Source organism: Staphylococcus sp. LKG3-1 (assembly GCF_048568385.1).
In the GTDB taxonomy this organism is placed as follows: Bacteria; Bacillota; Bacilli; order Staphylococcales; family Staphylococcaceae; genus Staphylococcus; species Staphylococcus saprophyticus.
The window spans coordinates 1979053-2005572 of the sequence record NZ_CP183796.1; the positions used below are offsets into that span (position 1 = coordinate 1979053).

General features: G+C 36.0%; 21 protein-coding genes and 1 other annotated feature. Of the genes, 11 read left to right on the forward strand and 10 right to left on the reverse strand.

Going from position 1 to position 26520, the window contains the following annotated elements; all coding sequences use genetic code 11:
• Window positions 1-37: 37 nt before the first annotated feature.
• Together ACM595_RS09780 and ACM595_RS09785 are read left to right on the forward strand one after the other, a co-directional pair.
• A complete protein-coding gene (locus ACM595_RS09780) occupies window positions 38-2296 on the forward strand; it encodes a 3-hydroxyacyl-CoA dehydrogenase/enoyl-CoA hydratase family protein (RefSeq protein ID WP_115347601.1) in 2259 nt (752 codons plus the stop codon).
• Between the two features lie 31 nt (window positions 2297-2327).
• On the forward strand, window positions 2328-3512 hold the full coding sequence (locus tag ACM595_RS09785) for a thiolase family protein (RefSeq protein ID WP_419744279.1): 1185 nt from the start codon (window positions 2328-2330) through the stop codon (window positions 3510-3512).
• Window positions 3513-3762: 250 nt separating this feature from the next.
• On the opposite strand, the gene ACM595_RS09790 is transcribed toward ACM595_RS09785, so the two are convergent.
• From ACM595_RS09790 to ACM595_RS09835, 10 genes are all read right to left on the reverse strand, one after another.
• Window positions 3763-4227, reverse strand: coding sequence for a DUF4188 domain-containing protein (locus ACM595_RS09790; RefSeq protein ID WP_011304010.1), 465 nt, complete (start codon window positions 4225-4227; stop codon window positions 3763-3765).
• A gap of 6 nt (window positions 4228-4233) precedes the next feature.
• On the reverse strand, window positions 4234-4692 hold the full coding sequence (locus ACM595_RS09795; protein WP_002484355.1) for a DUF3021 domain-containing protein: 459 nt from the start codon (window positions 4690-4692) through the stop codon (window positions 4234-4236).
• Complete coding sequence (locus tag ACM595_RS09800; protein WP_002484354.1) at window positions 4689-5129, reverse strand: LytTR family DNA-binding domain-containing protein; 441 nt, start codon at window positions 5127-5129, stop codon at window positions 4689-4691. The genes ACM595_RS09795 and ACM595_RS09800 overlap by 4 nt, the downstream gene beginning before the upstream one ends.
• 191 nt (window positions 5130-5320) lie before the next feature.
• The gene (locus ACM595_RS09805; protein WP_115353150.1) at window positions 5321-6388 is read right to left on the reverse strand and encodes a WD40/YVTN/BNR-like repeat-containing protein; all 1068 of its coding nucleotides are present in this window, start codon (window positions 6386-6388) and stop codon (window positions 5321-5323) included.
• A 48-nt stretch (window positions 6389-6436) separates the two neighbouring features.
• Window positions 6437-8314: an assimilatory sulfite reductase (NADPH) flavoprotein subunit gene (locus ACM595_RS09810; protein ID WP_115353149.1), complete on the reverse strand. Its 1878-nt coding sequence runs from the start codon at window positions 8312-8314 to the stop codon at window positions 6437-6439.
• A gap of 332 nt (window positions 8315-8646) precedes the next feature.
• Complete coding sequence (locus ACM595_RS09815) at window positions 8647-9387, reverse strand: cyclase family protein (protein ID WP_129303668.1); 741 nt, start codon at window positions 9385-9387, stop codon at window positions 8647-8649.
• 24 nt (window positions 9388-9411) lie between these two features.
• Window positions 9412-11658: a 5-methyltetrahydropteroyltriglutamate--homocysteine S-methyltransferase gene (gene metE / locus ACM595_RS09820; RefSeq protein ID WP_115353147.1), complete on the reverse strand. Its 2247-nt coding sequence runs from the start codon at window positions 11656-11658 to the stop codon at window positions 9412-9414.
• On the reverse strand, window positions 11652-13493 hold the full coding sequence (locus ACM595_RS09825) for a bifunctional homocysteine S-methyltransferase/methylenetetrahydrofolate reductase (protein ID WP_115353146.1): 1842 nt from the start codon (window positions 13491-13493) through the stop codon (window positions 11652-11654). The genes metE and ACM595_RS09825 overlap by 7 nt, the downstream gene beginning before the upstream one ends.
• Window positions 13447-14622 (reverse strand): cystathionine beta-lyase MetC, encoded by a 1176-nt coding sequence (gene metC / locus ACM595_RS09830; RefSeq protein ID WP_419744280.1) that lies wholly within the window; start codon window positions 14620-14622, stop codon window positions 13447-13449. Before metC ends, ACM595_RS09825 begins: the two co-directional genes overlap by 47 nt.
• The gene (locus ACM595_RS09835) at window positions 14619-15722 is read right to left on the reverse strand and encodes a PLP-dependent transferase (protein ID WP_069826050.1); all 1104 of its coding nucleotides are present in this window, start codon (window positions 15720-15722) and stop codon (window positions 14619-14621) included. Before ACM595_RS09835 ends, metC begins: the two co-directional genes overlap by 4 nt.
• Window positions 15723-15784: 62 nt before the next feature.
• Window positions 15785-16154, reverse strand: a binding site (T-box leader).
• Between the two features lie 182 nt (window positions 16155-16336).
• On the opposite strand from ACM595_RS09835, the gene ACM595_RS09840 reads away from it, so the two are divergent.
• The 9 genes from ACM595_RS09840 to ACM595_RS09880 all read left to right on the forward strand — a co-directional run bounded on the left by ACM595_RS09840 (window position 16337) and on the right by ACM595_RS09880 (window position 26508).
• Window positions 16337-17185 carry a ParB/RepB/Spo0J family partition protein gene (locus tag ACM595_RS09840; protein ID WP_002484346.1) on the forward strand — a complete coding sequence of 283 codons (849 nt, stop codon included), beginning with the start codon at window positions 16337-16339 and terminating at the stop codon, window positions 17183-17185.
• Window positions 17186-17206: 21 nt separating this feature from the next.
• Complete coding sequence (locus ACM595_RS09845; RefSeq protein ID WP_002484345.1) at window positions 17207-17962, forward strand: HAD hydrolase family protein; 756 nt, start codon at window positions 17207-17209, stop codon at window positions 17960-17962.
• 279 nt (window positions 17963-18241) lie between these two features.
• A complete protein-coding gene (locus tag ACM595_RS09850; RefSeq protein ID WP_075340086.1) occupies window positions 18242-19387 on the forward strand; it encodes a globin domain-containing protein in 1146 nt (381 codons plus the stop codon).
• 439 nt (window positions 19388-19826) lie between these two features.
• Window positions 19827-20555: a phosphoadenylyl-sulfate reductase gene (locus ACM595_RS09855; protein ID WP_069822144.1), complete on the forward strand. Its 729-nt coding sequence runs from the start codon at window positions 19827-19829 to the stop codon at window positions 20553-20555.
• Between the two features lie 178 nt (window positions 20556-20733).
• Window positions 20734-22563: an assimilatory sulfite reductase (NADPH) flavoprotein subunit gene (locus ACM595_RS09860; RefSeq protein ID WP_419744281.1), complete on the forward strand. Its 1830-nt coding sequence runs from the start codon at window positions 20734-20736 to the stop codon at window positions 22561-22563.
• A gap of 15 nt (window positions 22564-22578) precedes the next feature.
• Complete coding sequence (locus tag ACM595_RS09865) at window positions 22579-24288, forward strand: NADPH-dependent assimilatory sulfite reductase hemoprotein subunit (RefSeq protein WP_002484341.1); 1710 nt, start codon at window positions 22579-22581, stop codon at window positions 24286-24288.
• Between the two features lie 22 nt (window positions 24289-24310).
• A complete protein-coding gene (cobA, locus tag ACM595_RS09870) occupies window positions 24311-25084 on the forward strand; it encodes a uroporphyrinogen-III C-methyltransferase (RefSeq protein ID WP_002484340.1) in 774 nt (257 codons plus the stop codon).
• 46 nt (window positions 25085-25130) lie between these two features.
• Window positions 25131-25871, forward strand: a complete 741-nt coding sequence (locus ACM595_RS09875) for a sirohydrochlorin chelatase (RefSeq protein ID WP_041080308.1) — start codon at window positions 25131-25133, stop codon at window positions 25869-25871.
• 25 nt (window positions 25872-25896) lie between these two features.
• Complete coding sequence (locus tag ACM595_RS09880) at window positions 25897-26508, forward strand: NAD(P)-binding protein (RefSeq protein WP_037539164.1); 612 nt, start codon at window positions 25897-25899, stop codon at window positions 26506-26508.
• Window positions 26509-26520 lie beyond the last annotated feature (12 nt).

Sequence of the window (26520 nt, forward strand, 5' to 3'; positions counted from 1 at the left end):
CGCATTAATTCAGAACATTAAATTTGGAGGGTTTAGTATGACAATAAGAAAAGCAACGGTGTTAGGTGCAGGAACAATGGGGAGTCAAATTGCTGCGCTACTAGTCAACGCAGGATTAAAAGTAAAATTACTAGATATTGTGATTGACGAGAACGAACCAAATAAAATTTCAAAAAAAGCATATGAAATTATCACAAATCCTAAACGTCCACAATTATTCGATTTATCATTTGCCTCTAACCTGACGTACGGTAATTTTAATGAGGATTTAGCAGGGGAAGACGATGCAGATATCTATATTGAAGCAGTAAAAGAAGAAGTTGATATCAAACATCAAATTTGGAAAAAAGTGAAAGACGTGGCTAAAGACGAAGCAATATTTGCCACGAATACGTCAGGTATTCCAATCGAATCAATTGCAGATGTCTTTGAAGATAGTGACAAAGAAAGATTTTTCGGAATGCATTTCTTTAATCCACCACGCATCATGAAATTAGTTGAAGTGATTCCTAATAGCAAGACTTCGAAATCGGTTGTGGATCGCGTGCAACGTTTTGCGGAAGATGTGTTAGGTAAAGGTGTCATCGTTGCTAACGATGTACCTGGATTTGTAGCGAACCGTGTAGGTACACAAACAATGAACGACATTATGTATCGCGCAGAAGTACAAGGATTTTCAATCACAGAAGTAGATGCACTGACAGGTCGCAGTATCGGTCGTCCAAAAATGGGAACTTATGGTTTATCAGATTTGGTAGGTCTTGATATCGCGATTGCAGTTATTAAAGGACTACAACAAATACCTGAAGAACAACCATTCTTCCATGATGTGAAACTATCCGAAAAACTTGCAGAAAAAGGTGCACTCGGCAATAAAACAAAACAAGGATTCTATAAAAAGGTAAACAAAAAGCGTTACGTCTTTGATCCTAAACAAAATGATTATGTTGAGCCACAGAAACCACAATTAGAAATATTAGGTCAATTCGGCAAAGATTTAGCTAAAAATTTAGATGTCATTTTTAATGCACAAGATGATGCTGGTGTGTTTTTATGGGAGACGCTAAGAAATAACTTCTATTATTCAGCAATTAATGTACCTAAAGCGGCAGAATCTTTCAAAGACATTGATAGAGCGCTTGTATGGGGCTTTAACTGGAAACAAGGTCCATTCCAATTATGGGATTTAATGGGCTTCGAACGTGTGAAAGCACGTATGAAAGAAGAGATAGGACAGTTACCTGATTGGATAGAGCAACGCAATGAATCATTTTATGCGCAAGGTGAGTCTATAGAGCGCATTACGCCCGTAGCGGAATATGTTGATCAAGAACTATGGGATAGATCAGATTCTAATCTGTCTGTAGCAAATAAAGATCAATTATTATTAAAACTACAAAGTAAGAATAATGTTATTTCAAATAGCTTCCTGGATGACTTACTTGAAGCTATCGATACATTAGAGCGTGAAGACTATAGTAGCATGGTGATTTACGCAGGTGGATTTAATTTCAGTGTCGGTGCAAACTTATTCCAAATGAAACAAGCACATGAAGAAGGACGCGTTGTAGAAGAAGTCGGTGCAGCCGTTGAGCAACTGCATCATGTCTTTGCAAGATTAAAATATGCGCTTAAACCGATTGTTACAGCTGTACAAGGTAAAGCGCTTGGTGGTGGCTGTGAACTTGTACTACATTCACCAATTGTTGTTGCTGCCAGTGAATCATATATTGGTCTAGTTGAGACAGGTGTCGGATTATTACCTGCAGGTGGCGGTCTTGCAGAGTTAACAGATAGAGTCTTGCGCACAAATCATAAAAATGATGACAAACAAAAATCAATTACCGATATACTCATGCAAATCGGTTTTGCCAAAGTATCAACTAACGCATATGAAGCGGTTAGATATGGTTATTTAAGAAATACAGATACAATTATTTTAAATACAGAAAAACGTGTCGAAGTTGCTTTAAACCGAGCGCGTTACGAATCGCAAACAAATTATATTCCAACACCAAAAGCACAATATATTGCTTTAGGTAAAGACTTTAAAGCGCTGGCAGAAGGACAATTGGATGCGCAACGTATAGGTCATTTCATTAGTGACTATGATTATGAGATTACGTTGAAAGTGGCTGAAGTATTAGGCGGTGGGGATATTCCTCGTAACACATATATCAATCAAAGATATTTGCAAAAGCTTGAAAAAGAGAGATTTTTAGAATTGTTACAAAACAAAAAAACATATGACAGAATTTCTCATATCTTAGAAACTGGTAAACCACTACGCAACTAATTATGAATCAGTACAGGAAGGGTGAATTTAAATGCGAGACGCATATATAGTAGCTTACGGACGTTCAGCAGCTGACAAAGCCAAAAATGGTGCTATGGCACATGAAAGACCAGATGAGGTTGCTGCAAAAGTATTAAAAGGTGTATTAGAAAGAGTCGGTGGTTCGTTTGAACCGAGTATGGTTGAAGATGTCATTGTAGGGAATTCATTCCCAGAAGGTTTACAAGGGCAAAATATCGCTAGAACCATTGCTTTGCTAGCAGGTCTACCGAATGAAGTGCCAGGTCAAACGGTCAATCGTTATTGCTCATCAGGACTTCAAACTATTGCACATGCAGCAAATCAAATTATTGCCGATCAGGCAGATGTGATTGTCGCAGGTGGTATTGAATTGATGAGCGCTGTGCCAATGGGTGGTAATGAACCAACGAATAATCCGATTCTTCAAGATGAAGATTCAGGCGTTTCATACCCGATGGGACTTACAGCGGAAATGGTAGCAGAAACATATCATGTTTCTAGAGAAGATCAAGACGCATATGCAGTTCAGAGTCATCAACGCGCAGCAGAAGCGCAACAATCTGGTAAATTTGATGATGAAATTATACCTATTGAAGTCAATCAAGTAACATATGACGACAATGGACCTGTTGTTAGTAAAGCAGTATTTAAAGAAGATGAACTCATTAGACCAGATACAAATAAAGAAACTTTAGCTAAATTACCAAATGTATTTAAGGCTGACGGTACAGTGACGGCAGGCTCCTCGGCCCCATTAACAGATGGCTCAGGTTTTGTCGTTGTGATGTCTGGTGAAAAAGTGAAGGAGCTAGGCGTAGAACCTATTGCACGCTTTGTTGGATTTAAAGCAGTAGGGGTAAACCCTAAATTAATGGGTATCGGTCCAGCATATGCGATTCCAGAAGTATTGGAACAAGCTAACTTAGACGTTAATGATATTGATTTAGTAGAATTAAATGAAGCATTTGCTTCTCAAACATTGGCTTCTATGAGAGAAGTGGGATTAGATGCTGAGAAGACGAATGTGAATGGCGGTGCCATTGCACTTGGACATCCACTTGGTGCTACAGGTGCGATGTTAGTAGGACGCTTATTGTCTGAAATGAAGAAACGCCCAGAAACACGTTACGGTATGGTTACCATGTGTATCGGTGTAGGTATGGGCGCAGCTGGAATTTTTGAATATGTGAGATAGCACATGGATTAGTAAATGAAGTTATAACAATAAATAAAATATTTGGGATATAAACATTTCAAAATAAAAACGACAATTTCTGCAGTAATGGAAATTGTCGTTTTCTTTTTATGCGAATGACATTTATGAATTTCAGTAAAAGATGCTATCGCTATCTCGTAATAAATCATGGTTATTGTGACAGTACGTATGCCTTTGACATTTCAACTTCAACTCTATGATTATGATATCGTTTGATTTAAAATACGCGTTAAGTATGTTTTTTTAGTCGTTGTTTTGCAGTATGTGTGGCTTTGCTTACAGGTTCATTACCGAGTGCTTTGCCGAGACCGAAATCAGGCATATTGATATAAATATTTTCATATTGATGGGAATCTACATTATATGTTTCATGGTAAAAACCAACGGCTTCATTATGCTTTAATTTTTTCGAGAATTTGCGCCAAGCTTTTAAATGTACAGGCATTTTTGCATAACTAAGCAATTTTTCGTTTGTTTCCCAATATTGAACGATCATAACACCACGATATTTAAACAACATTTCATAAGATAAACAACCGAGTGATTTATCCTTTGATAATTCGGAGAGCATTGGTGGCATAGCTAAAAGTACAGGCAACCAGTGATGAACTTTATACCACTTGTTGATGTGAAGACCAATCAAAAATACAGTGACCGATTCATTAGGTAGTACAGTATAACGACCTTGATTCATATCAAATCATCCCTTCCGTTTTGAGAGCATGGCATTAATTTCGTCTATATCTTGTTGATTACGTCTTGTTTCAATACCCCAAATGATAAAATAAACAATTGTATAAATGACCACAAATAGTATGATTGCTGAAAGTTTAAGAGGAAACCATCCAGCTAATATAGCCAGTGGGAACATGATGATGAGCATTAAACTAAAGTGAGTTAATGTTTTAAACCATAATGTCTTTCGTGAATTCGAAAAGATAAGCGCGCCATAACTGAATGTGATACCGATTAATGCCCATATCACAACAGCAATAAACATAATTTGTAATTCAGTTAAATGTGCAAAGTAAATGCTACCCATCGTTGATTCTGGAGAAACTGGATGAAATTGGTGGTGCGCAAATAGTGTTGAAAATATTAAAGAGACAAAGACGCCAATCGTAATACCAATGGTTCCACCGTGAAAGAATCGTTTCATAGCTTTAAAGCCTCCTTAATTAATGGTAAGTATCTTCTAGAAGAGTACGTAAATGATTGATCAGTAAAACGAATTTCAATCGTGCCATTTTTATTTAATGTTAGATAATCAATGAAGTTCACATTGATGATTTCAGATTTTGAAATTTGTAGAAAGCTATGATTAAGCTGTGCTTTTATTTCGTATAAACGTTGATTCATCGTATATTGACGTTGAGCGGTGATAACATTTAATATCTTATTTTCTATCCGAAAACAAATGATATCTTGTGGTTTAAGATAATAGATGGTTTCGTTGTATTTTCCGGGAAATAATATATTTTGAGATAATTGTTGAATTGAGTTGATAATATCTGATAAATTGTTGGCATCTTTATGCGCGTATAGTATGATTTCATCTTCGTCTAATGTTTGATCATAAACAACCTTTACTTTCATGTTCAGTCCCTCCCCTTACATTAAGTAAAACAAATTTTTGATTGTAATACTATATAGAACAGGCAAGTGGCTTCTATATGAAGCTAAGTGGCGAGATTAAGGGTAAAAACGTGTAAATAAAAACACCCAAAAGATTGAATTTATCATACAATCTTTTGGGTGTTTACTTATATCATCTATACTAACATTACTTAGTCTAAAGTGATCAATTGATAAACATGTTGCTCTGTTAATTCATTTGGCCATGTTATGTTCAAAGGATGCCAACTTTTACCACCATTGTCGGAAGAGAAGATACCTTTATTATTCGCGATATAAAAGATACCATCTCTTTCAGTGACAGCGGAGATAAGCGTGCCATTTGTGGAAGGTAAGCCTTCAGTTGCTTCAATCCAGGCATTATCTTGTGATTTATCAATGGCATAAATGGTTGAAAATGTATGACTTCCATAACTATGGGCATTCATTGGCGAATTTGATGTTGAGATGACGATATTCTCAGCATTATTTGAATTGATTGCCAAGCCATAACCATATCTATGCTCAATGCCATCTATAAATGTTGTCCATGTTTTACCGTAGTCATCACTTTCAATAAAGGTATCTCTACCACCATTTAAAAAGGCATCTCCGAGAACGCCATATAATTTGTTGGGATGTTCGTCATGACTTTTGAGTACGTGAATATCGATAGGCGCATGATCCGTTTGCGGTACTTCCCAATGTTGTCCAGAATCTGTAGATTGAATCAAACCACCAGCCTCAATTGTAAGAGAAATGATATTGGGCGAGCGATGATTGTTATCTAACCATTTAACGTGATGTGTGTGCGGTCTTGGAGGGAAAAACCATTGTTCTTTTCCAGGAATATGTGCGAAATCTGTCAGTAATTCAAATGAGTCACCTTGATCATAGGAAATAAAGAGTGCACTTGGTTCTGTACCTACTAATACCGCACCAGTATTGTTACCTGTATCTATGACTGAGACTGCAGTAATGGATGTCATAGGAATGTCTTGCTTTTTAAAAGGACTATTATACGTAAAGCGTGTGCCAATAGGTAACCATGAATCGCCTTTGTCCACGCTTTTCCACAAACCGCGATCAAACGTGCCACAATATAATATGTCAGGATTGAATGGATCCTGAGCGATGGCGATGGCGTTCATTCCTTCTAGTTTCTTTTCTATATGAAAACGACCATTAACTTGTTTAACTAATAATAGTGTATTTGCATATGTTGCTATGAATTGACTCATCAGATTAGCCCCTTTTTTATCATTTTTTGAAGTCTATTTGTGATGTACTTAATATACATCACGTTGGTAACGTTGATTTTTAATCATTTCTGTCAAATAGGCTTCGGCTTCAGTTTCATCCAAGTTACCTTCTTTGATGAGTACTTTAATTAATGATTCGTGTACACCACTTGCCATCTCATCTTTATTACCGCACAGGTAAATTGTGGCACCTGCCTGAATCCATTTATAGAATTCAGCACTATTTTCTTCGATGCGGTGTTGGACGTAAATTTTATTTTCAGTTTCTCTTGAGAAGGCTAAGTCTAATTTGCTTAATACACCTTCTTCGAGCCATTGTTCCAAATCATCTTTATAAAGAAAATCATGATGATAATTTTGATTGCCAAAAATCAACCATTGCTCACCTTTAATATTGAGATAAGCTCTTTCTTGAAGATAAGCACGATAAGGCGCAATGCCTGTACCTGCACCAATCATGATGACAGGTGTTTCTGTGTCATATGGAAATTTGAAATTTGGATTCTTTTTCAAGTATACAGGTAGCTTATCCCCAACAGACGTACGATCTGCTAATTGGACAGAACAAACACCAAAGCGTTCACGACGATGTGCTTCGTATTTCACAACACGTACAGTAATGTGTACACTATTAGGATTTACCTTGTTACTACTTGCAATTGAATATTCTCGTGGCGGTAATTTTCTTAACAGTTGTGGTAGCATGTTGGGTTCAAGCGCAACAGGCGTAAAATCTCTAATTAAATCAATGACATCTTTACCGTAAATATAGTTTTGGACCCATTCCGATTTTTGAATATTAGCATTTAACATGGGATTACCTAATAATTCTGCAGCATTTTTCATCAGCACAGGCGTTAATTTTGCAATTTCAAAATCATGTGTTAAAGCCTCTTTAAGCGAACGCATTGAATCACTGTCGTTCATTTGAATAGGTGTTTCAGCATCCCAATTAAGTGCATCGATGAGTTGGTTCACGAGTACAGGATCGTTTTGTGGGATAACGACTAAGCTATCACCGGGTTCATAGGCCTCACGATAACCTTCAAGTGATATTTCAAGGTGTCTTACTTCTCGAGAAGCTTCTGGTTGTGTAAGAATGGTATTTTTCAGTACTTCTGCTTGAAAAGGATTAGATTTTGAATAAGGTGCTTGAGGTTCTTCTATTGTGACGTCCTCATTTTCAACGCTAGGCGTCTCTTCATTTGTATTGGATGAGGCTTGTGTTAATAGCTCAAGCATGTTGGTAATCCATTGTTCAGCTGTCTCTTCATAATCAAAGTCGCAATCCACTCTATCTGCCACTCTATTCGCACCGAGTTGACCTAAGATATGATCAAAGTCTTTACCAGCTTGGCAAAAATCAGGAAAATCTTGGTCACCAAGTGCTAGTACCGCAAAGTTGACTTGATCTAATTGTGGCGCATCATCACCGTGAAGGTAATCATATAAATCTAACGCATTGATAGGTGGTTCGCCAACGCCTTGTGTTGAACAAATAATAAAAAGGTGTTCAACCTCAGGTAATGAATCTCTCGGAAAATCATCCATATCCCAGAGATGGACATTTAAGTTCTGGGATTTGAGTTTTGTTTCAAATGTTTCAGCAATTTCTTCAGCATTACCAGTTTCAGTACCATATAGTACATGCACGTCTAGTGGTTCTGTTGAAGCTGATACAGGTTCTGACACGGACTGGTCAGTAGAAGTGCTAGTTTCTGTTTCGGTAATACCAGCCTCATTTTCTTGTATGTCCGTTTTGTTATCTGACACTGAAGTTGTTGCTGGATTGAGTAGATAACCACTTAACCAATGTTGTTGTTCAGGTGTTAACATAGGTAGTAGTTGATTGATAAGTGCCAATTGTTCCTCATTAAAAGGGGTGTTGGTTTGGTTCAGTTGCACGGATGTCACCTCTATTGATTATATTTATATAGAAAATAGGTGCATTTGCCCTATGATAAACTATATTGAATTTTATTGAATTATAACATTGATTGAATCATTTTAAATGATAGGAATTATCATTTATTTGAAAATCAAACTAATGACCTATACAGCTCATATATCCAGTAAACTTAAATATGCCCACATCATATCGATAATGATGCGGGCATGTTATATATTTTAAAGGAGAATCGTAAATTAAGAAGTGCTCAAGTTCTTAATTTTTAATATAATGGCTAGGTTTTAATAGTAATAAACGAAATACGATGTTGTCATATGCGAATATTTGTTTAAGGTTTTATAGCAAATGCGCGTACAGGGAAACCTGGCGCATCTTTAGGCTTAGGACTGATTGTGTAAATAATTGCCCCTCGACTTGGGAGTTGATCAAGATTTGTCAGTAGTTCTACTTGGAAAGTATCTTGACCTAATACATAACGCTCACCAATAATGTCACCGTTTTTTGCGATATCGATAGAGGCATCGGTATCAAATGTTTCATGACCGATGGCTTTCACATGGCGCTCTTCAAATAAATACTTTAATGCGTCTAGTCCCCATCCAGGTAAATGGAGCGCACCAGCATCATCTTTATTCTCGAAAGCTTCAATGTTGGGCCAACGTTTAGACCAATCACTTCTAAATGCAACAAAGGTGCCTTGCTCAATAGGGCCGTTATCAGCTTCCCATTGTTCAATGTGTCGACGTGTTAAGATGAAATCCGAATTTGCTTTAACGCTTTTTGAAAAATCTAAAACAACGAGTGGTAGGGCAAGTTCTTTTAAATTTAATTCATGTAAATAGCGCGTATGTTCCACAAAATGAATCGGTGCATCAATATGGGTACCATACTGACTCACAACATTCCAATTTTGAACATAGAATCCGTCGTCTGCGACATTGAATAGTGTCGACACTTGGGGCCGTTCAAATTCGCTAAAACACGGTATGGTTTCATCAAAAGTGTGGGTCAAATCGACCCACGTTGCTGATTTTAATTCTTCTAATTGCTTCCATAAAGGATAACTCATACGCATCACCTATTTAAGTTAATTTTAAACAGTTGCTGGATTTGTTGATTTACGTAATTTATCGACAGAATTAACTAACACACTTAAGGCTTCTTTAACTTCATCTTCTTTACGCGTCTTCAAACCGCAATCTGGATTTACCCAGAATAATGAACGATCTATTTCTTGTAATGCTCTGTTAATTGCAGCTGTAATTTCTGATTCAGTTGGAATTCTTGGACTGTGAATATCATATACACCTAAACCAATACCTAAATCATAAGTAATATCTTCAAAATCTTGAATCAAATCACCATGGCTACGAGAAGTTTCAATAGAAATAACATCCGCATCTAAATCATAGATTGCATGAATAATTTGACCGAATTGAGAATAGCACATATGCGTGTGAATTTGTGTTTCATCAGCGACTGAAGATGTTGTGAGTTTGAATGAACGAACGGCTTTATCTAGATAGTCTGCATGGTATTCTGAACGAAGTGGTAAGCCTTCTCTTAATGCTGGCTCATCAACTTGTATGATTTGAATACCTTCACTTTCAAGCGCTAATACTTCTTCATTAATTGCTAATGCAATTTGGTCTTGAACCTCTTCACGTGGTAAGTCAACACGTTCAAATGACCAGTTTAAAATAGTGACAGGACCAGTAAGCATACCTTTAACTGGTTTATCAGTTAAACTTTGTGCGTATAATGTTTCTTTGACAGTAAGTGGCTCTGTCCATTTAACATCACCATAAATAACAGGTGGTTTAACCGCACGTGAACCGTATGATTGTACCCAGCCATATTTTGTAACTAGGAAACCTTGAAGTTTTTCACCAAAGAACTCTACCATGTCGTTACGTTCAAATTCACCATGTACCAGAACATCTAAACCGATATCTTCTTGAATTTTTATCCAACGTGCAATTTCATTTTTTAGAAATGTTTTATATGCTTCATCAGTGATACGGTTATTTTTCCAATCAGCACGGTATTTACGTACTTCTTGAGATTGTGGGAATGAACCGATCGTAGTTGTTGGTAAATCAGGTAAATTTAGGCGTGCGTCTTGTGCTTTTTTACGTTCTTTAAATGCTGATTGTCTAGAAGTTCTGACGCTATCAAAGTCGTATTCAAGATTTTTAAATGATTGGTTTTGAAAGCGTTCATAGCGGGCTTTCAATTCATTGTATTTTTGATCATCGTCGTTGTTGAATAAACGTTTTAACGCATCGAGTTCATCTAGTTTTTCAGTAGCAAAACTTAATCCTTCTGCAATAGAAGTATCAAGTGTTTCATCATCAAGTGATACTGGAACGTGTAATAATGAAGATGAAGGTTGAATGACAAGGTCATCTGTATAATTTTGTAATGTTTCGATAAGCTCTTTTTTAGCTTCTATATCAGCAGCCCATACATTACGACCATCAATAATACCTGCATAGAGTGTCTTCGTACGATCAAATTGGCCGTCTTCAATTTGTTTAAGATTAAAGCCGTGGTCGTGTACGAAATCTAGACCGATACCTCTGATTGGTAGGCTGTTTAAGAATGATAAGTTTACGCGTTCAAAGTAAGTTTGAACGACTAGGTAATCACCTAAGTTTGCTTCAGAAAAATAATTATATGCCGTTTTTGTGATGTCTTCGTAATCTGCGCTATCGTCCGTAACAAGTGCAGGTTCATCAATTTGAATATACTCTGCGCCTGCATCAACGAGTGATTGTAAGACTTCTTTATATAATGGCAATAATGTTTGTACTTTTTCTTCAAATGATTGGTCGCCACCTTTAGATAACTTAACAAACGTAATTGGACCAACGATCACAGGGTGTGCGTTGACGTTTAATGATTTTGCATAGTTAAAGCGTTCTAATAATACATTTTTATTTAATTTTGGTTCAGCATTGTCCCATTCAGGTACAATATAATGATAATTTGTGTTGAACCATTTAATTAAGGCACTTGCAACATGTTCTTTGTTACCTCTGGCAATATCAAATAGTAAGTCATCATCGATATCTCTACCTTGGAAACGTTCAGGAATGATATTGAAAAGTAATGATGTATCAAGAATATGGTCATATAAAGAAAAATCGCCAACCGGAATACTAGATAAATTATAATTTTTTTGTAGTAATAAATTCTCTTTGTGCAAATCTGTTAATTGTTGATGTAATGTTTCTAAATCATATTTATTTGCCCAGTAGCCCTCGATGGCTTTTTTCCATTCTCTCTTTCTACCTAATCTCGGAAAACCTAAGTTTGATGTTTGAATTGTCATAATATTGCCTCCTGTTTAGTTGAAGTAATTGATTTTGAATAATTTGCAAGTTCCAGTGTATAATCGACCTTTTGGAATGGTGTAATTAAATACAAGCCATTAAAATATTCATGCACTGTGTCGATCAATGCTTTTGATAATTCAATGCTCAATGATTTTGTTTTTGCTTTATCATCTTTAACAGCTTCAAATTGTTCGAGAATGGCTTCTGACAATTTAATGCCTGGTACTTCATTGTGTAAAAATAATGCGTTGTTATAACTAGTGACAGGCATAATGCCAATAAACAATGGCACATCTAAATGTTTGGTTGCTTCATAGACTTCTTTAATTTTCTCTTTGCTATAGACCGGTTGGGTTATAAAGTAGTGGGTACCACTTTCTAATTTTTTCTCTAACCGTCGTACAGCACCGTCTAATTTTCTTACATTTGGATCAAATGCCCCTGCGATGTTGAAGTTCGTCTGCGTCTTCAGCGCATCACCGTCTGTGTTAATACCTTGGTTGAAGCGTAAAGCAATTTCAGTTAACCCTTTAGAATTCACATCGTATACATTGGTTGCGCCTGGAAGGTGCCCAATCTTTGAAGGATCACCTGTAATGGTCAAAATTTCATTAATACCTAAGAGTGATAGGCCAAGTAAATGTGATTGTAAGCCAATCAAATTGCGATCACGACAAGTGATATGGACTAAAGGTTCGATGTCATATTGTTGTTTAATGATACTCGCTGCGGCAACATTACTGATTCTTACTGTGGCTAACGAATTATCAGCTAAGGTTACGGCATCAATCTTGGCATCGTCGAGTTTTTTGATATTTCTGAAAAATAAGTCTGTGTCAAGATGTTTCGGTGTATCTAGTTCAACGATAATTGTAGGTCTGTGTTTAACCTTTGATGTTAGATTTTGTTTTTGTGTTGGTTTCTCCGAATGACCCGTATATTTAGCGATAGGAATGACATTTTTTTGGTTTATCGGTTTTAAATCTGAGACCGATGATTTGATGTATTGAATATGCTCAGGTGTCGTGCCACAACAGCCGCCAATTAAACGAACGCCTTCATTGATGAGTTGCTCAGCTACTTTTCCAAAATAAGCTGCATTATCACTATATTTAAATTGACTATTTTCAATATCTAATAAGCTTGCGTTTGGATAACATGATAGATAAGCACCATCGGGCAGTTCAATATGTGAAAACGATTGTTGCATATGGTGGGGACCGTGATGACAATTCAGTCCAACAATATCAGCACCGCTCTTAACAACTTGTTGCAAGGCTGTATTGATTTCAGTACCATTTCTTAAATAGTTTGTATTTAAAGCCGTGAGTTGAGCAATAATCGGAATATCATATTTACGTTTAGTAGCTTTGATAATGGTTGTAAGCTCTTCTAAATCGTAATATGTTTCAAATAGAATGCCATCAACACCTGCATCGATTAATGTCTCAATTTGTATTTCTGTATGATATTGAATCGATGATAATTCTAAATCTTCTTGTTTGATACCCCTGAATCCACCTACTGTGCCTAAAATAAAGGTGTCGTCGTTTGCAGCTTGTTTAGCAATTTCTACTGCTGCGTAGTGAATGTCTTTAACTTTATGCTCAAGACCAAAAGGTTTTAACTTTTCAAAATTAGCACCATACGTATTGGTTTGAATAATATCGGCACCAGCGTCTATATAAGAACGATGAATGCGCGCCACTTTATCTGGATGTGTAATATTATAGGCTTCTGGGCATGTATCTAGACCTTCTGAATATAGAATGGTTCCAATCGCACCATCAGCTACTAATATGTTGTGCTTTAGTTTGTCGAGTAGTTGACTCATTGAAGGCCTCCTTAAATGCATAATTTAGATCAGAGATTAATTCATCTGCAGTTTCTAATCCAACGCTTAATCTAAATAATCCAAAAGTGATATTTCTGGCTTCTCTTACTTCTTTAGGTACAGCTGCATGTGACATCGTAGCAGGGTGTGAAAGTATTGTTTCAACACCACCTAGGCTGACGGAAACTAAAGGTAAGGAAAGGGCATCTACAAAATCTTGCGCCTTTGTCTCATCTTTTAAGCGGAAACCTAATACAGCACCGCCATGACTTGCTTGAGATAAATGTAAATCGCTATTTCCTGGGTAATAGACTTCTGCAATTTCATCACGTTGTGCTAGATACTCATAAAGTTTTTTAGTGTTTTCAACTGATTGATTAAAACGTACAGGTAATGTTTTTAAGTGTTTAGCCAGTGTCCAACTATCTTGAGCAGATAGGGCAGTACCTGTACCGTTTTGTAATAAAAATAATTCATCGGCAATCGTTTGATCGTTTGTTATTGCTACGCCTGCAATAATATCAGTATGTCCACTTAAGAATTTGGTAGCACTATGCACGACAATATCAGCGCCGAGAGCTAAGGGTGATTGTCCTAGTGGTGTCATAAACGTATTGTCTACGGCGAGTTTGAGATGATGTTTTTTAGCAATATCGGCTGCGCCTCTAATGTCTGTAATTTTAAACAATGGATTAGAAGGTGTTTCAATATATATCAGTTTAGTATTATCTTGAATAGCCTCTTCAATTTCATTTAAATGCGTCGTATCAATAGTTGAAAATTGTATATTAAAACGAGTTAGAATTTGTTCTGTTAATCTAAACGTACCTCCATAAACATCATCAGGTAAGATGACATGATCACCTGCATTTAAAGTTAATAACACAGCTGAAATGGCTGCGATACCTGATGCGTATGCAAAGGCATGACTTCCGCCTTCCAATTTAGCTAATTTTTCTTCTAATAAGGCACGGTTTGGATTACCACTTCTGGCATAATCATATTGTGCACCGCCGCCAAGCGTTTTTTGATGGAAAGTTGAAGAATCATATAAAGGAGGATTTGCAGAATCGTAATCTACACCTCTATGTGAATCGAATATTACTTCAGTTTCTTTTGATAAACTCATGAAATCACTCCTTGTTTAGATTTTTCTAATGCTTGAATAATGTCTTGTTCGATATCTTCATAGTCTTCGATACCGATGGATAACCTAATCAAATATTCATCGATGCCCCGTTTGTCTTTCTCTGCGTCTGGCATATCTACATGTGTTTGTGTATATGGAAATGTGATAAATGTTTCTGTACCGCCAAGACTTTCTGCAAAAATACAGACGTTTAAATGTTCTAAGAATTTATCCACTTTATAATCTTTATTTAAACGTAAACTCAACATACCTGTACGTCCGCTATAAAGCACTTTGTCGATGGCCTCTAAGTCACTACATCGTTCTGAGAGTAATTTCGCATTATATTCTGAACGATCCATTCTCAAATGGAGTGTCTTTAAACCACGTTGGAGTAGGTAGCTATCGAATGGTGACAAAGTAGCACCAATCATGTTGTGTAACTGTCCTAATTGTTCTGCAAGTAGATTATCTTTAACGGTTACCACACCAGCAAGTACGTCGTTATGTCCGCCAATATATTTTGTAGCTGAATGTAAGACGATATCTGCACCATCTTCTAATGGCGTAGAAAGGTATGGTGTTAAAAATGTATTATCTATAATAGTCAATAAATTAAATTTTTTGCTTAAGATATAGAACGGGTCTACATCTACTTCAATCATTTGTGGGTTTGAGATTGGTTCAATGAACAATGCTTTAGTATGTTCTGTAATACTTTGTTCCACTTCTTCATAATTGAGGAAGTCAACATATTTGAAATGGATGCCATACTGTTGTTCATAAAAATCGAAAAGTCTAAAGGTACCACCATATAAATCGAAAGATACCAATATTTCGTCACCAGATTTGAACAGATTACATATTAATTGAATAGCAGACATGCCACTTGATGTTGCAAATGAAGCTGTGCCGTGTTCCAATTTGGCAAATGCCTCCTCAAATGCTGAGCGTGTTGGGTTCTTAGTTCGTGTGTAATCATATCCTGTTGACTCACCGAGATGTGGGTGTTGATATGCTGTTGATAAGTAAATTGGATTGGCTATGGCCCCTGTATGATCATGTGACAATGCGATTTGTGCTAGTTCAGTATTTTTCATAATTGTTAACCTCCTTGTAAAAATAAAAAAAGCTCCCGTCCTTTAAACCCGAAAATTCGGATGTAAAGGACGAAAGCTTAGCTCGCGGTACCACCTTTGTTTGTTACATTATCACTAAAGTAACCTTATCCAGTACGCTAAATTGTTGTATATGTAACGTTGACTGAATCGTGCTATCATTTTTCGTAAATAAAAAACCCATTCTATAAATAAAATGAGTATTAACGAGAAGATAACGTGTGGAATAATCCAGTACGCCATTTAACAAAATGTTAATACTGTAGCGCTATAACGGGCGCGCCCGTTGATACCTCATATTGGCATCAACACTCAAAGGCCATTTTCAAACTTTCTTTCTGTATCTTCTTTCAGCGTTACGAAGACTCTCTGTGTCAGCAGTGTAAGTTCTACTTTCCTTGTTACTGTGTTTCTGTTATTTCGAATTTGATATACCCAAGATTACACATTAAAATTACTTTTGTCAACAACTTATCTGAAAATTTCGATTAAACTAATTATTTGTCCTATATTCTTTGGTAGATGAGTGATGATATAATAGGCACATCTAATAATAAATCAAATTAAACGAGCTAGAGAAAATAGAAAGTAGGTGTTTGACAATCGAAAATCATCAAGATGAGCGATTAACCATAGAAGATAACGAAAATATTCAAAAAATATCTATGACTACCGTGAAGGCAAATCCATATCAACCACGTAAAACATTTGATGAGGAACGATTAAATGATCTTGCCAAATCAATTAAACTTCACGGCATATTACAACCCATCGTTTTGAGAAAAACGATTTCTGGCTATCATATCGTTGTCGGCGAAAGGCGATTTCGTGCTGCAACAATTGCGGGATTGACTGAAATACCTGCGATTGTTAAATCACTTACGGATGAAGATATGATGGAACTTGCAATCATTGAAAATTTACAGCGTGAGGATTTAAATGCAATTGAAGAAGCGGAAAGTTATCGTAAATTGATGGATGACTTAAATTTAACGCAGCAAGATGTTGCGCAACGTCTAAGTAAATCTAGACCTTACATTGCGAATATGTTGCGTTTATTAAACTTGCCACAGACTGTTTCAAATATGGTGAGAGATGGTGCGTTATCAAGCGCTCATGGCCGCACATTACTAAGTGTTAAGGACAAACAAAAAATGCAACAAATTGCCAAACAAGCTTCCCGTGAGGCATGGAGTGTAAGAGAATTAGAACATTATGTCACTACACATTATAGTGATAATAAAGATAAAGTAGAGGCTACACAAAAGGCAACAAAACCAAAGTTTATTAGACAACAAGAACGTCAACTTAAAGCGCAATATGGTGCAAATGTAGCTATTTCCACTAAAAATAAAAAAGGCCAAATTACGTTTGAATTTAAATCAGAGGATGAATTTAAACGATTAATTCATCAGTTAAATGCTAAATATCAGCATGACGAATAAAAATTTAAAAGAGGTATGACTATGATATTTGTTTTTGATATAGATGGCACAATTTGTTTTAATGGCAAATTTATAGAATCACGGTTAAATCAAGTGATACAGCAATTGAATCGGCAACACGATATCATATTTGCGTCAGCACGACCTATACGTGATTTGTTACCAGTTGTTAGAGATTACAGTAATCATTGGCTCATTGGTGGAAATGGCTCTATAATTTCAAAAGATGGAGAAATTCAAACCATGGCTTATATCCCGAATGATTTATTTGAAAAGATTGTGAAGTTAATCAGCGATTATGATTTAAAATATATTATCGATGGAGATTTTGACTATGCTGCTAACGTAAGTGAAAGCCATCCAATTTATAGACAATTAAATCCAGATGGTTTAGCAAAGAATGTGAAGGTTGCTCATATTCAACATCCAATTAAGGTGATTCTATTCGCGACTGAAGAAAAAACATTTAAAGCACTTAAACAATGGTTTCAAAGTTACGAGAATGTGTTATCAATCCATATACACGAAGTGGATCATAGCATAGATATTACAGCCAAAAACATTAATAAGTACTCGACCTTAAAGCACATGATTGGTGCACAAAACTATATTGCCTTTGGAAATGATGTGAACGATACGCAATTATTAAACCATGCCCAACAATCTTTTTATGAGACTAGTACATCAGGCTACTCTGAGGCTTATGATGTGTATATTCAAAATAATGCTGAATCCGTAGCAACAGTCATAGAAGATTTATACTTAAGTGAAAAATAAGAATAAAAACACGCTAAAAAGTAGTGAAGCACAGACTTTTTAGCGTGTTTTTAGTTGACTAATCATAGTGGATTAAAGTTTTAGATCATACAATATACGATTTCAATTTATAAAATGTGAGCAAATCAATACATACCAAAGAATTTGAATTTATATTTTTTTAATTAGTTAACATTTTGTGAACTATGCATTTAGAAAATGTTTGGATTAATTGTTAATGATTGTAAGTTATATTATTTCGTACAATAATAGTGGTGAGAAGTAATTAGGAGGTATAATATGTTAACAGAAAGAGAAATTCAAACAATTAGAGATACAGTGCCATTACTTAAAGAAAAAGGACAAACTATTACGGAAATTTTCTATAAAAGGTTATTTGAAGTGCATCCAGAATTAAAAAATGTATTTAACCAAACAAATCAAAAAAAGGGACTGCAATCATCAGCACTTGCTATGGCAGTACTGGCAGCAGCGGAAAACATTGAAGATTTAACACCTATCGTACCAGCAATAATGCCTGTAGTTTATAAACATTGTGCTTTACAAGTGCAACCGGAACATTATGATATTGTTGGAGAAAATTTAATTTGGGCAATCCAAGAAGTGACAGGTTTAGAAAATAATGATCCTATTATTCAAACATGGATAAAAGCTTATGGAGCTATCGCTGATGCCTTTATTGGCTTAGAAAAAGATATTTATAAACAAATGGCATGGGAAGGTTTTAAACCATTTGAAGTTACAAATATCACTGAGGAGACAGAACTTATTAAATCATTTACTGTCACATCAAATCGCATTGATTTAAGTCAATTTATACCAGGACAATATATAACTGTAGATATTTCTAGTGAAAAATTACCTTATCGTGCAAAAAGACACTATTCCATTGTTGATGGAGATGAAAGTTACTTAACATTTGGTGTAAGAAGAGATGTTACTGAAGCGCACGAAGGTGAAGTTTCTACTGTGTTACACGATGAAGTAACTGAAGGTGACATTTTAAATATATCTGCACCAGTAGGTGGATTTAAATTAGAAAATACAGAAAACAAACAATTATTTTTGGGTTCAGGTGTAGGGGTTACACCGCTTGTCTCAATGTTTAATGAAGCCGTTAACATAGGTACACCAGCTATTTTCTTACAATCAACATCTAACGCACAAAATGTTGCTTTTGAAGAAAAATTAACTACAATTGCAAATCAATCAGACCATGCCCAGTTTGATATTCATTTTCGTGATGAAGATGGTTTTATCGAATCAGAACAACTGCGTCAATATGTGGACAATGAGACGGAGATCTATGTGTGTGGCGGTAACTCATTCTTAAAAGCAATGATTGCTGAATTACAAACATTAGGTATTTCTATGAATCATGTTCATTTTGAAACATTTATACCAAGACTCAGTTTTTCAGTATAATATAAAAGGATTAAAGATTTAAGGTATTAGAGATTTAATCATTTTTGCAACGCAGGTATATAACATCAAATATTTAATTTGATGTTATATACCTGCGCTTTTTGTTTCTAGATTAGAATTATTATTAAAATTTAAAAAATTTTTAAAAAAAATTTAAAACATGATAACCATAGGCTTTAGGGCGATTTGAAAGTAACTAGATTATTATGACTATTTTGTGAAAATAATTATTATAAAACGTTTTAACTTCGCTTTTTAAAGCGGTTTCAAAGGTGTATTTTGTCAAAAAATTAATATATTTATTTTAATAAACACAAACTTGACATAAAAAATTTCAATGAGTAAAGTGTGTAGCATAATTATTTTCAAATAATTCAAAAAACGAAGTATAACTTGAATTTAAGTAAGCGTACATTAGAAGAAAAGGGGTGACCCGTTAATGTCAGAAACAAAAATTACGTATGATGATTTCAATCCACACGCTTTTGAAACACTGGATATCACTGATGAAACTAAAGGTGCACGTGAAGTGATTAGATGGGCTTACGATGTATATGGTGATTCTATTATTTATTCATGTAGTTTCGGTGCAGAAGGCATGATTTTAATTGATTTAATTTCTAGTGTGAAGAAAGATGCGGAAATTGTATTTTTAGATACGAACCTCCACTTTCAAGAGACATACGATTTGATAGACCGTGTTAAAGCACGTTATCCGGAATTAAACATTAAGCTTAAACAACCGAGTCTTACTTTAGAAGAACAAGCGGATCAAGTTGCGCCAGCTTTATGGAAACAAGATCCAAATCAATGTTGTTATATTCGTAAAATTAAACCGCTTGAAGAAGTATTATCTGGGGCGACAGCTTGGGTTTCAGGTTTAAGAAGAGAACAATCACCGAGTCGACAGGCAACTAATTTTATTAATAAAGATGAACGATTCAAATCAGTAAAAGTGTGTCCTCTGATTCATTGGACTTGGGATGATGTGTGGGATTATATTAAAACGCATGATTTACATTATAACGAACTACATGATTTCAATTTTCCAAGTATTGGTTGTATTCCATGTACTGAGGCCGTTTCTGGTAATGGTGATTCAAGAGCAGGTAGATGGACGAATTCTACTAAGACGGAATGTGGTCTACATACGACGAATAAACCATAAATTAAGTAGATTCTTTTTTTTACACTAATAACCTAGTATTCGTATCGGAAATGTAATGAATGTTGTGGAAGATATAAAATTCGATTGCTATATCGTTGATATGGCAAGAAATAAAATTGATTAAACCTACTTAGACAATAATTATAATTTATCAAATAAATATCGGGGTGAATGCATTGTGAATTTATCAGTATCAAATAGTCCTTTTGACCAAGAACAAGCAGCACAGTTAAATCAAATTTTTCAGACGTTAACTGCTGAACAGCAAATATGGTTAACCGGTTACCTTACAGCGCAACAAGGGTCTGTAGCACAAACAACTGAGGCGCCACAACAGGTGGCAGAATATGTTTTAAATAATGAATCCGAAAGCCAAAATAACAACGATCGTCACATTACCGTGGTTTATGGTTCAGAAACAGGTAATGCACAAAGTTTAGCTGAAATATTTGCAGATCGACTGGTCGAACATAATTACACTGTAAAGTTAACGGCGATGGACGAAATTAAACAAAAGGAATTTAAAAAAGTAGAGGATTTATTTGTCATTACTGCCACGCATGGTGAAGGTGATCCGCCAGACAACGCACTTACATTTCATGAATTTATACATAGTCGTAAGGCACCAAAATTAGAAAATGTAAGGTTCTCCGTGCTTGTATTAGGAGACGAGTCATACGAGTATTTCTGCCAAACAGGTAAAGACTTCGATGCAAAATTATTAGAATTAGGTGCTGAACGCCTTGCGGATAGACAAGATTGTGATTTAGATTTTGATGATTTAGCTGAAAAGTGGATGAATAAGAATATTGAAATTCTAAATCAATCTACAGGTCATGGTTCAACGCCGACTTCTACCGAAACAGTACAATCTGCCAAAGAAAAACGTTACTCAAAATCGAATCCCTACCAAGCCGAAGTATTAGAGAATATCAATTTGAATGGTCGAGGTTCTAACAAAGAAGTTAGACATGTTGAATTGCTATTAGATAATTACGGTGAATCATTTGAACCTGGAGACTGCGTGGTAGTCTTACCTCAAAATGAACCAGAAATTGTGACACTACTGATTGAGACACTGGGTTGGGATAAAGATATTGAAATTCCAATCAATGATGATGGCGATACATTGCCATTGGAAAAAGCGTTAACTGAACACTTTGAGATTACTAAGCTGACAAAACCATTACTTCAAAAAGCAGCGGAGTTATTTGGCAATACGGAGTTACTTAGTCAAATAGACAATGCAGAATGGATACAACAATATGTTGATGGTCGCGATGTCATAGATTTATTAACAGAATTTCCAACTTCAGAACTGAAGCCAGAAACATTTTATAAATTACTAAGGAAATTGCCAGCAAGAGAATATTCTATCGCTAGTAGTTATGAGGCCACACCAGATGAAGTGCATATAACCGTTGGCGCCGTTAGATATGAAGCGCACGAACGCACGCGTAAAGGTGTGTGCTCTGTCCAACTAGCAGAACGGATTCAACCTGGAGACACATTACCGATTTACCTTAAAAAAAATCCAAACTTTAAGTTTCCATTTGATGAAGAAACGCCAGTCATTATGATAGGGCCAGGCACAGGCGTAGCACCATTTAGATCTTATATGCAAGAACGTGAAGAGCTTGGGTTATCTGGCAATACGTGGTTGTTTTTCGGAGAACAACATTTTACTACAGACTTTTTATATCAAACAGAATGGCAGGCATGGCTGAAAGATGAAACATTAGCTAAACTGGATCTCGCTTTTTCACGAGATACAGAAGAAAAAATTTATGTTCAGCATCGTATTGCCCAACAAAGTGAGCTATTTTATGAATGGCTACAAGATGGTGCAGCAATATATGTTTGTGGTGATGAAAAACACATGGCAAAAGATGTGCATGACACCATTCGTAGTGTTATAGAGCAAGAAGGTGACATGTCAGAAGCAGATGCAGAAGCTTATCTTACTCAAATGAAACAAGAAAAACGTTACCAAAGAGATGTTTACTAAGAAAGGAATGATTACATGGCTGAAACAAAAGTCAATTTTTCAGACAAACTGGATGAAATGGAACGTATCAAAGCACATAGTGATTATCTTCGAGGATCGATTGTTCAAGGTTTGGCAGATAGAGTAACAGGCGCTATCGCAGAAGAAGATACAAAACTTTTAAAATTCCATGGTAGTTACATGCAAGATGATAGAGATATACGTGATGAACGTAGAAGACAAAAGCTAGAACCTGCGTATAGCTTCATGATTAGAGTGCGTGCGCCAGGAGGTGCATCAACAGCAGAGCAATGGATAGCAATGGATGATATTGCTAATACATATGCGAACGGCACAATCAAACTAACTACAAGACAGGCATTTCAATTTCACGGTATTTTAAAACGCAATTTAAAACAAACGATGAAAGATATTAACCAGTCCTTATTAGATACACTTGCGGCTTGTGGTGATGTGAATCGTAACGTTATGTGTAACCCTAATCCATATCAATCCGATGTGCACAGTGAAATCAATCAAATTGCTAGTGATATTAGTAGACATTTATCACCGAAAACGCAAGCCTATCATGAGATTTGGTTAGACGGAGAAAAAGTCTTAGATACCAGCGATGAAGAACCAGAGCCAATTTATGGCAAAACATATCTTCCGCGTAAATTTAAGATTGGTATCGCAGTACCCCCGTCCAATGATATAGATGTTTATTCTCAAGATATTGGATTAATCGCTATTTTAGAAAATGAACAACTTGTTGGCTTTAATGTCGCTGTAGGTGGCGGTATGGGTATGAAACATGGTAATACAGCAACCTATCCACAAGTTGGCAGATTGATTGGTTACATTCCTAAGGAAGAAGTCGTCGATGTATGTGAAAAGATTTTAACGGTTCAAAGAGATTATGGTAATCGTGAAGACCGTACGAATGCACGCTTTAAATATACAGTAGATAGACTTGGCGTTGATTGGATTAGAAATGAAATCAACAATCGCTTAGGTTGGCAATTAGAAAACAAGCGTCCTTATCATTTTGAACATAATGGTGATCGCTATGGGTGGACTGAAGGTAGTGGTAAATGGCACTATACACTCTTTGTTCAAAACGGACGTGTAAAAGATACGGAAGATTATAAATTAAAAACAGCATTAAGAACGATTGCAGAAGTTCACACAGGTGATTTTAGGTTAACACCGAATCAAAACCTTGTGATTGCGAATGTAGCTGCACATAAAAAGAATGAAATTGAAAAAATTATCACAGATTTTGGTATTACAGATGGTCAACATTATACAGGTTTAAGACGTAATTCTATGGCTTGTGTTGCTTTCCCAACATGCGGACTGGCGATGGCAGAGTCAGAGAGATATTTACCATCGTTGATTACGAAGATTGAAGATTTACTTGATGAAGCAGGTCTAAAAGAAGAAGAAATTACGATCAGAATGACAGGTTGTCCAAATGGCTGTGCAAGACCAGCGTTAGCAGAAGTTGCATTTATTGGAAAAGGCCCAGGTAAATACAATATGTATTTAGGCGGTGGCTTTATAGGTGATAGATTAAACAAAATCTACAAAGAAAATATCGGTGAAGCAGAAATTTTAGAAAGTTTAAGACCTATTTTATTACAGTATGCAAAAGAAAGAACAGAAGGCGAACATTTTGGTGATTTCGTTGTACGTGCTGGCATCGTTGAAGAAGTCAGAGATGGGCAAACATTCCATAGTTAAAAATTGAGAAAGTGGTGACAGGATGGGGAAAGTATTTTTAGTAGGCGCAGGGCCTGGAGACCCTGATCTAATTACAGTTAAAGGGTTAAAAGCAATTGAACAAGCAGATGTCATCTTATATGACCGATTGGTGAACAAGGCGTTGTTAAATCATGCATCGCCTTCAGCGAAATTTATGTATTGTGGGAAAGATCCGAATCGTCATTCATTACCACAAGAAGATACGAATAAATTACTCGTCAATCTAGCAAAGAAAGGACAAACCATCACAAGATTAAAGGGTGGAGATCCATTTATCTTTGGTAGAGGTGGAGAAGAAGCAGAAATATTAGCCGAACATCATATACCATTCGAAATCGTTCCTGGCATCACTTCAGGTGTTGCAGCACCAGCATATGCAGGTATTCCAGTGACACATCGTGACTATAGTTCATCTGTTGCGTTTGTAACAGGTGTGATTAATAAAAACATAGATAAAGAAAGTTACTGGAAACATCTTGCACTTGGACCGGAAACGTTATGTATTTATATGGGTGTTAAAAAATTACCTGAAATTAGTGAATTATTGATGAAACATGGTCGTTCATCTGAGACACCTGTCGCTTTAATTCATCTGGGAACATCTGAATTTCAAAAAACTGTGGTAGGCACATTGTCAAACATCGTCGAAGTAGCAAAGGATATTGAAAATCCAGCGATGATTGTTGTCGGAGAAGTAGTCAAACTAAGAGAACGTATTAGTTGGTTTGAAGAAATGCCTGTTGAATCAGCAGTAGCGAAATTAACATATCAATAGAAAGTAAAACAGGTGAGTTTATCGCTATAAATAAGGAGGGGTAACTATGCGAGGTGTCTTATATGTGAGTCATGGTAGTAGGGTTCCAGATGCAGTGAACGAAGCGACAGACTTTATTGATTTAGTCAAAGCGCAGGTCAATGTGCCATTACAGGAAACATGTTTTTTAGAATTAACCAGCCCGAATTTGGCACAAGGATTTCAGCGTCTAGTAGATAAAGGTGCGACAGAGATTTCAGTCGTGCCAGTGTTGTTATTAAGTGCAGGGCATTACTACAAAGATATTCCAGCAGAAATTGAACATAGTCAGCAAAGATACCCTAATGTACATGTGTCCTATGGCAGACCGTTAGGCGTACAACCGAGACTGACTGAGATATTAAAGCAGAGAATTGAAGAATCTGGCGTGACGCCTAATTCGGATGCAAAAGTGCTCATTATCGGTAGAGGCAGCTATAATCCCCAAACACAAAAAGATATTTCTACAATCAAGACACAGTTGTATGAACAAACTGAAATTGAAGATATCGAGACTTGCTACTTAGCAGCTTGTAAGCCTGCATTCAAAGATGCACTACACAGCGCAGTACAAACGGAATGTTCCCAAATATATATTGTGCCTTATTTATGGTTTACAGGTATTTTAGATCAACAAATCATTGATACGGTTACAGAATATCAAAATGATAAAGAGATTATATTGTGTAAACGATTGGGTAAACATCAACATTTACAAGATGCATTGAAAGCACGTGTTGAAGAGACTTTTGAATATGTGACACAGTAATTCATTTTAACAAGGAAGTGATGGTATGCCATTCATACCACTTATGATAGATATTTCTAATAAACGCGTCGTGATTGTGGGCGGTGGACAGGTTGCTGAACGTCGTATTGGCACATTAGTTAACTATACAACCCATATTAAAGTCATTAGTCCTTCGCTTACGGTTGCACTATATCATCGCTACGAACAGGGTGAGATGAGTTGGTGTGCTAAATCATTTGAAGTAACTGATATCGCGGAAGCAGATTTAATCATTGCTGCCACGAATGATAATCGCGTAAATCAACAAATCGCTGCTTCTAAACCGCAACACGCATTACTAAACATGACGACTAAAGCACATGCTGGTGATGTTGTATTTCCAAGCATATTAAGAAGAGGCCGATTAACGCTGAGTATTTCTACAAATGGTGCAAGTCCAACGCTCACTGCACAAATTTTAGAAGAGTTTAAAGCGCGCTTCGATCTCAGTTATGAAGCGTATGTGGATTTTTTATATGAATGCAGACAGCGTATCAAACGAAGTAATTTAACGACACAAGAAAAACAAGATTTTTTGAAACATGTGTTAGATCCATCCTATAGAGATAAAAATAAACAAATCAAAATGATAAAGAAACTTGAATCACTAAACTAAAGTCGGAAGGGG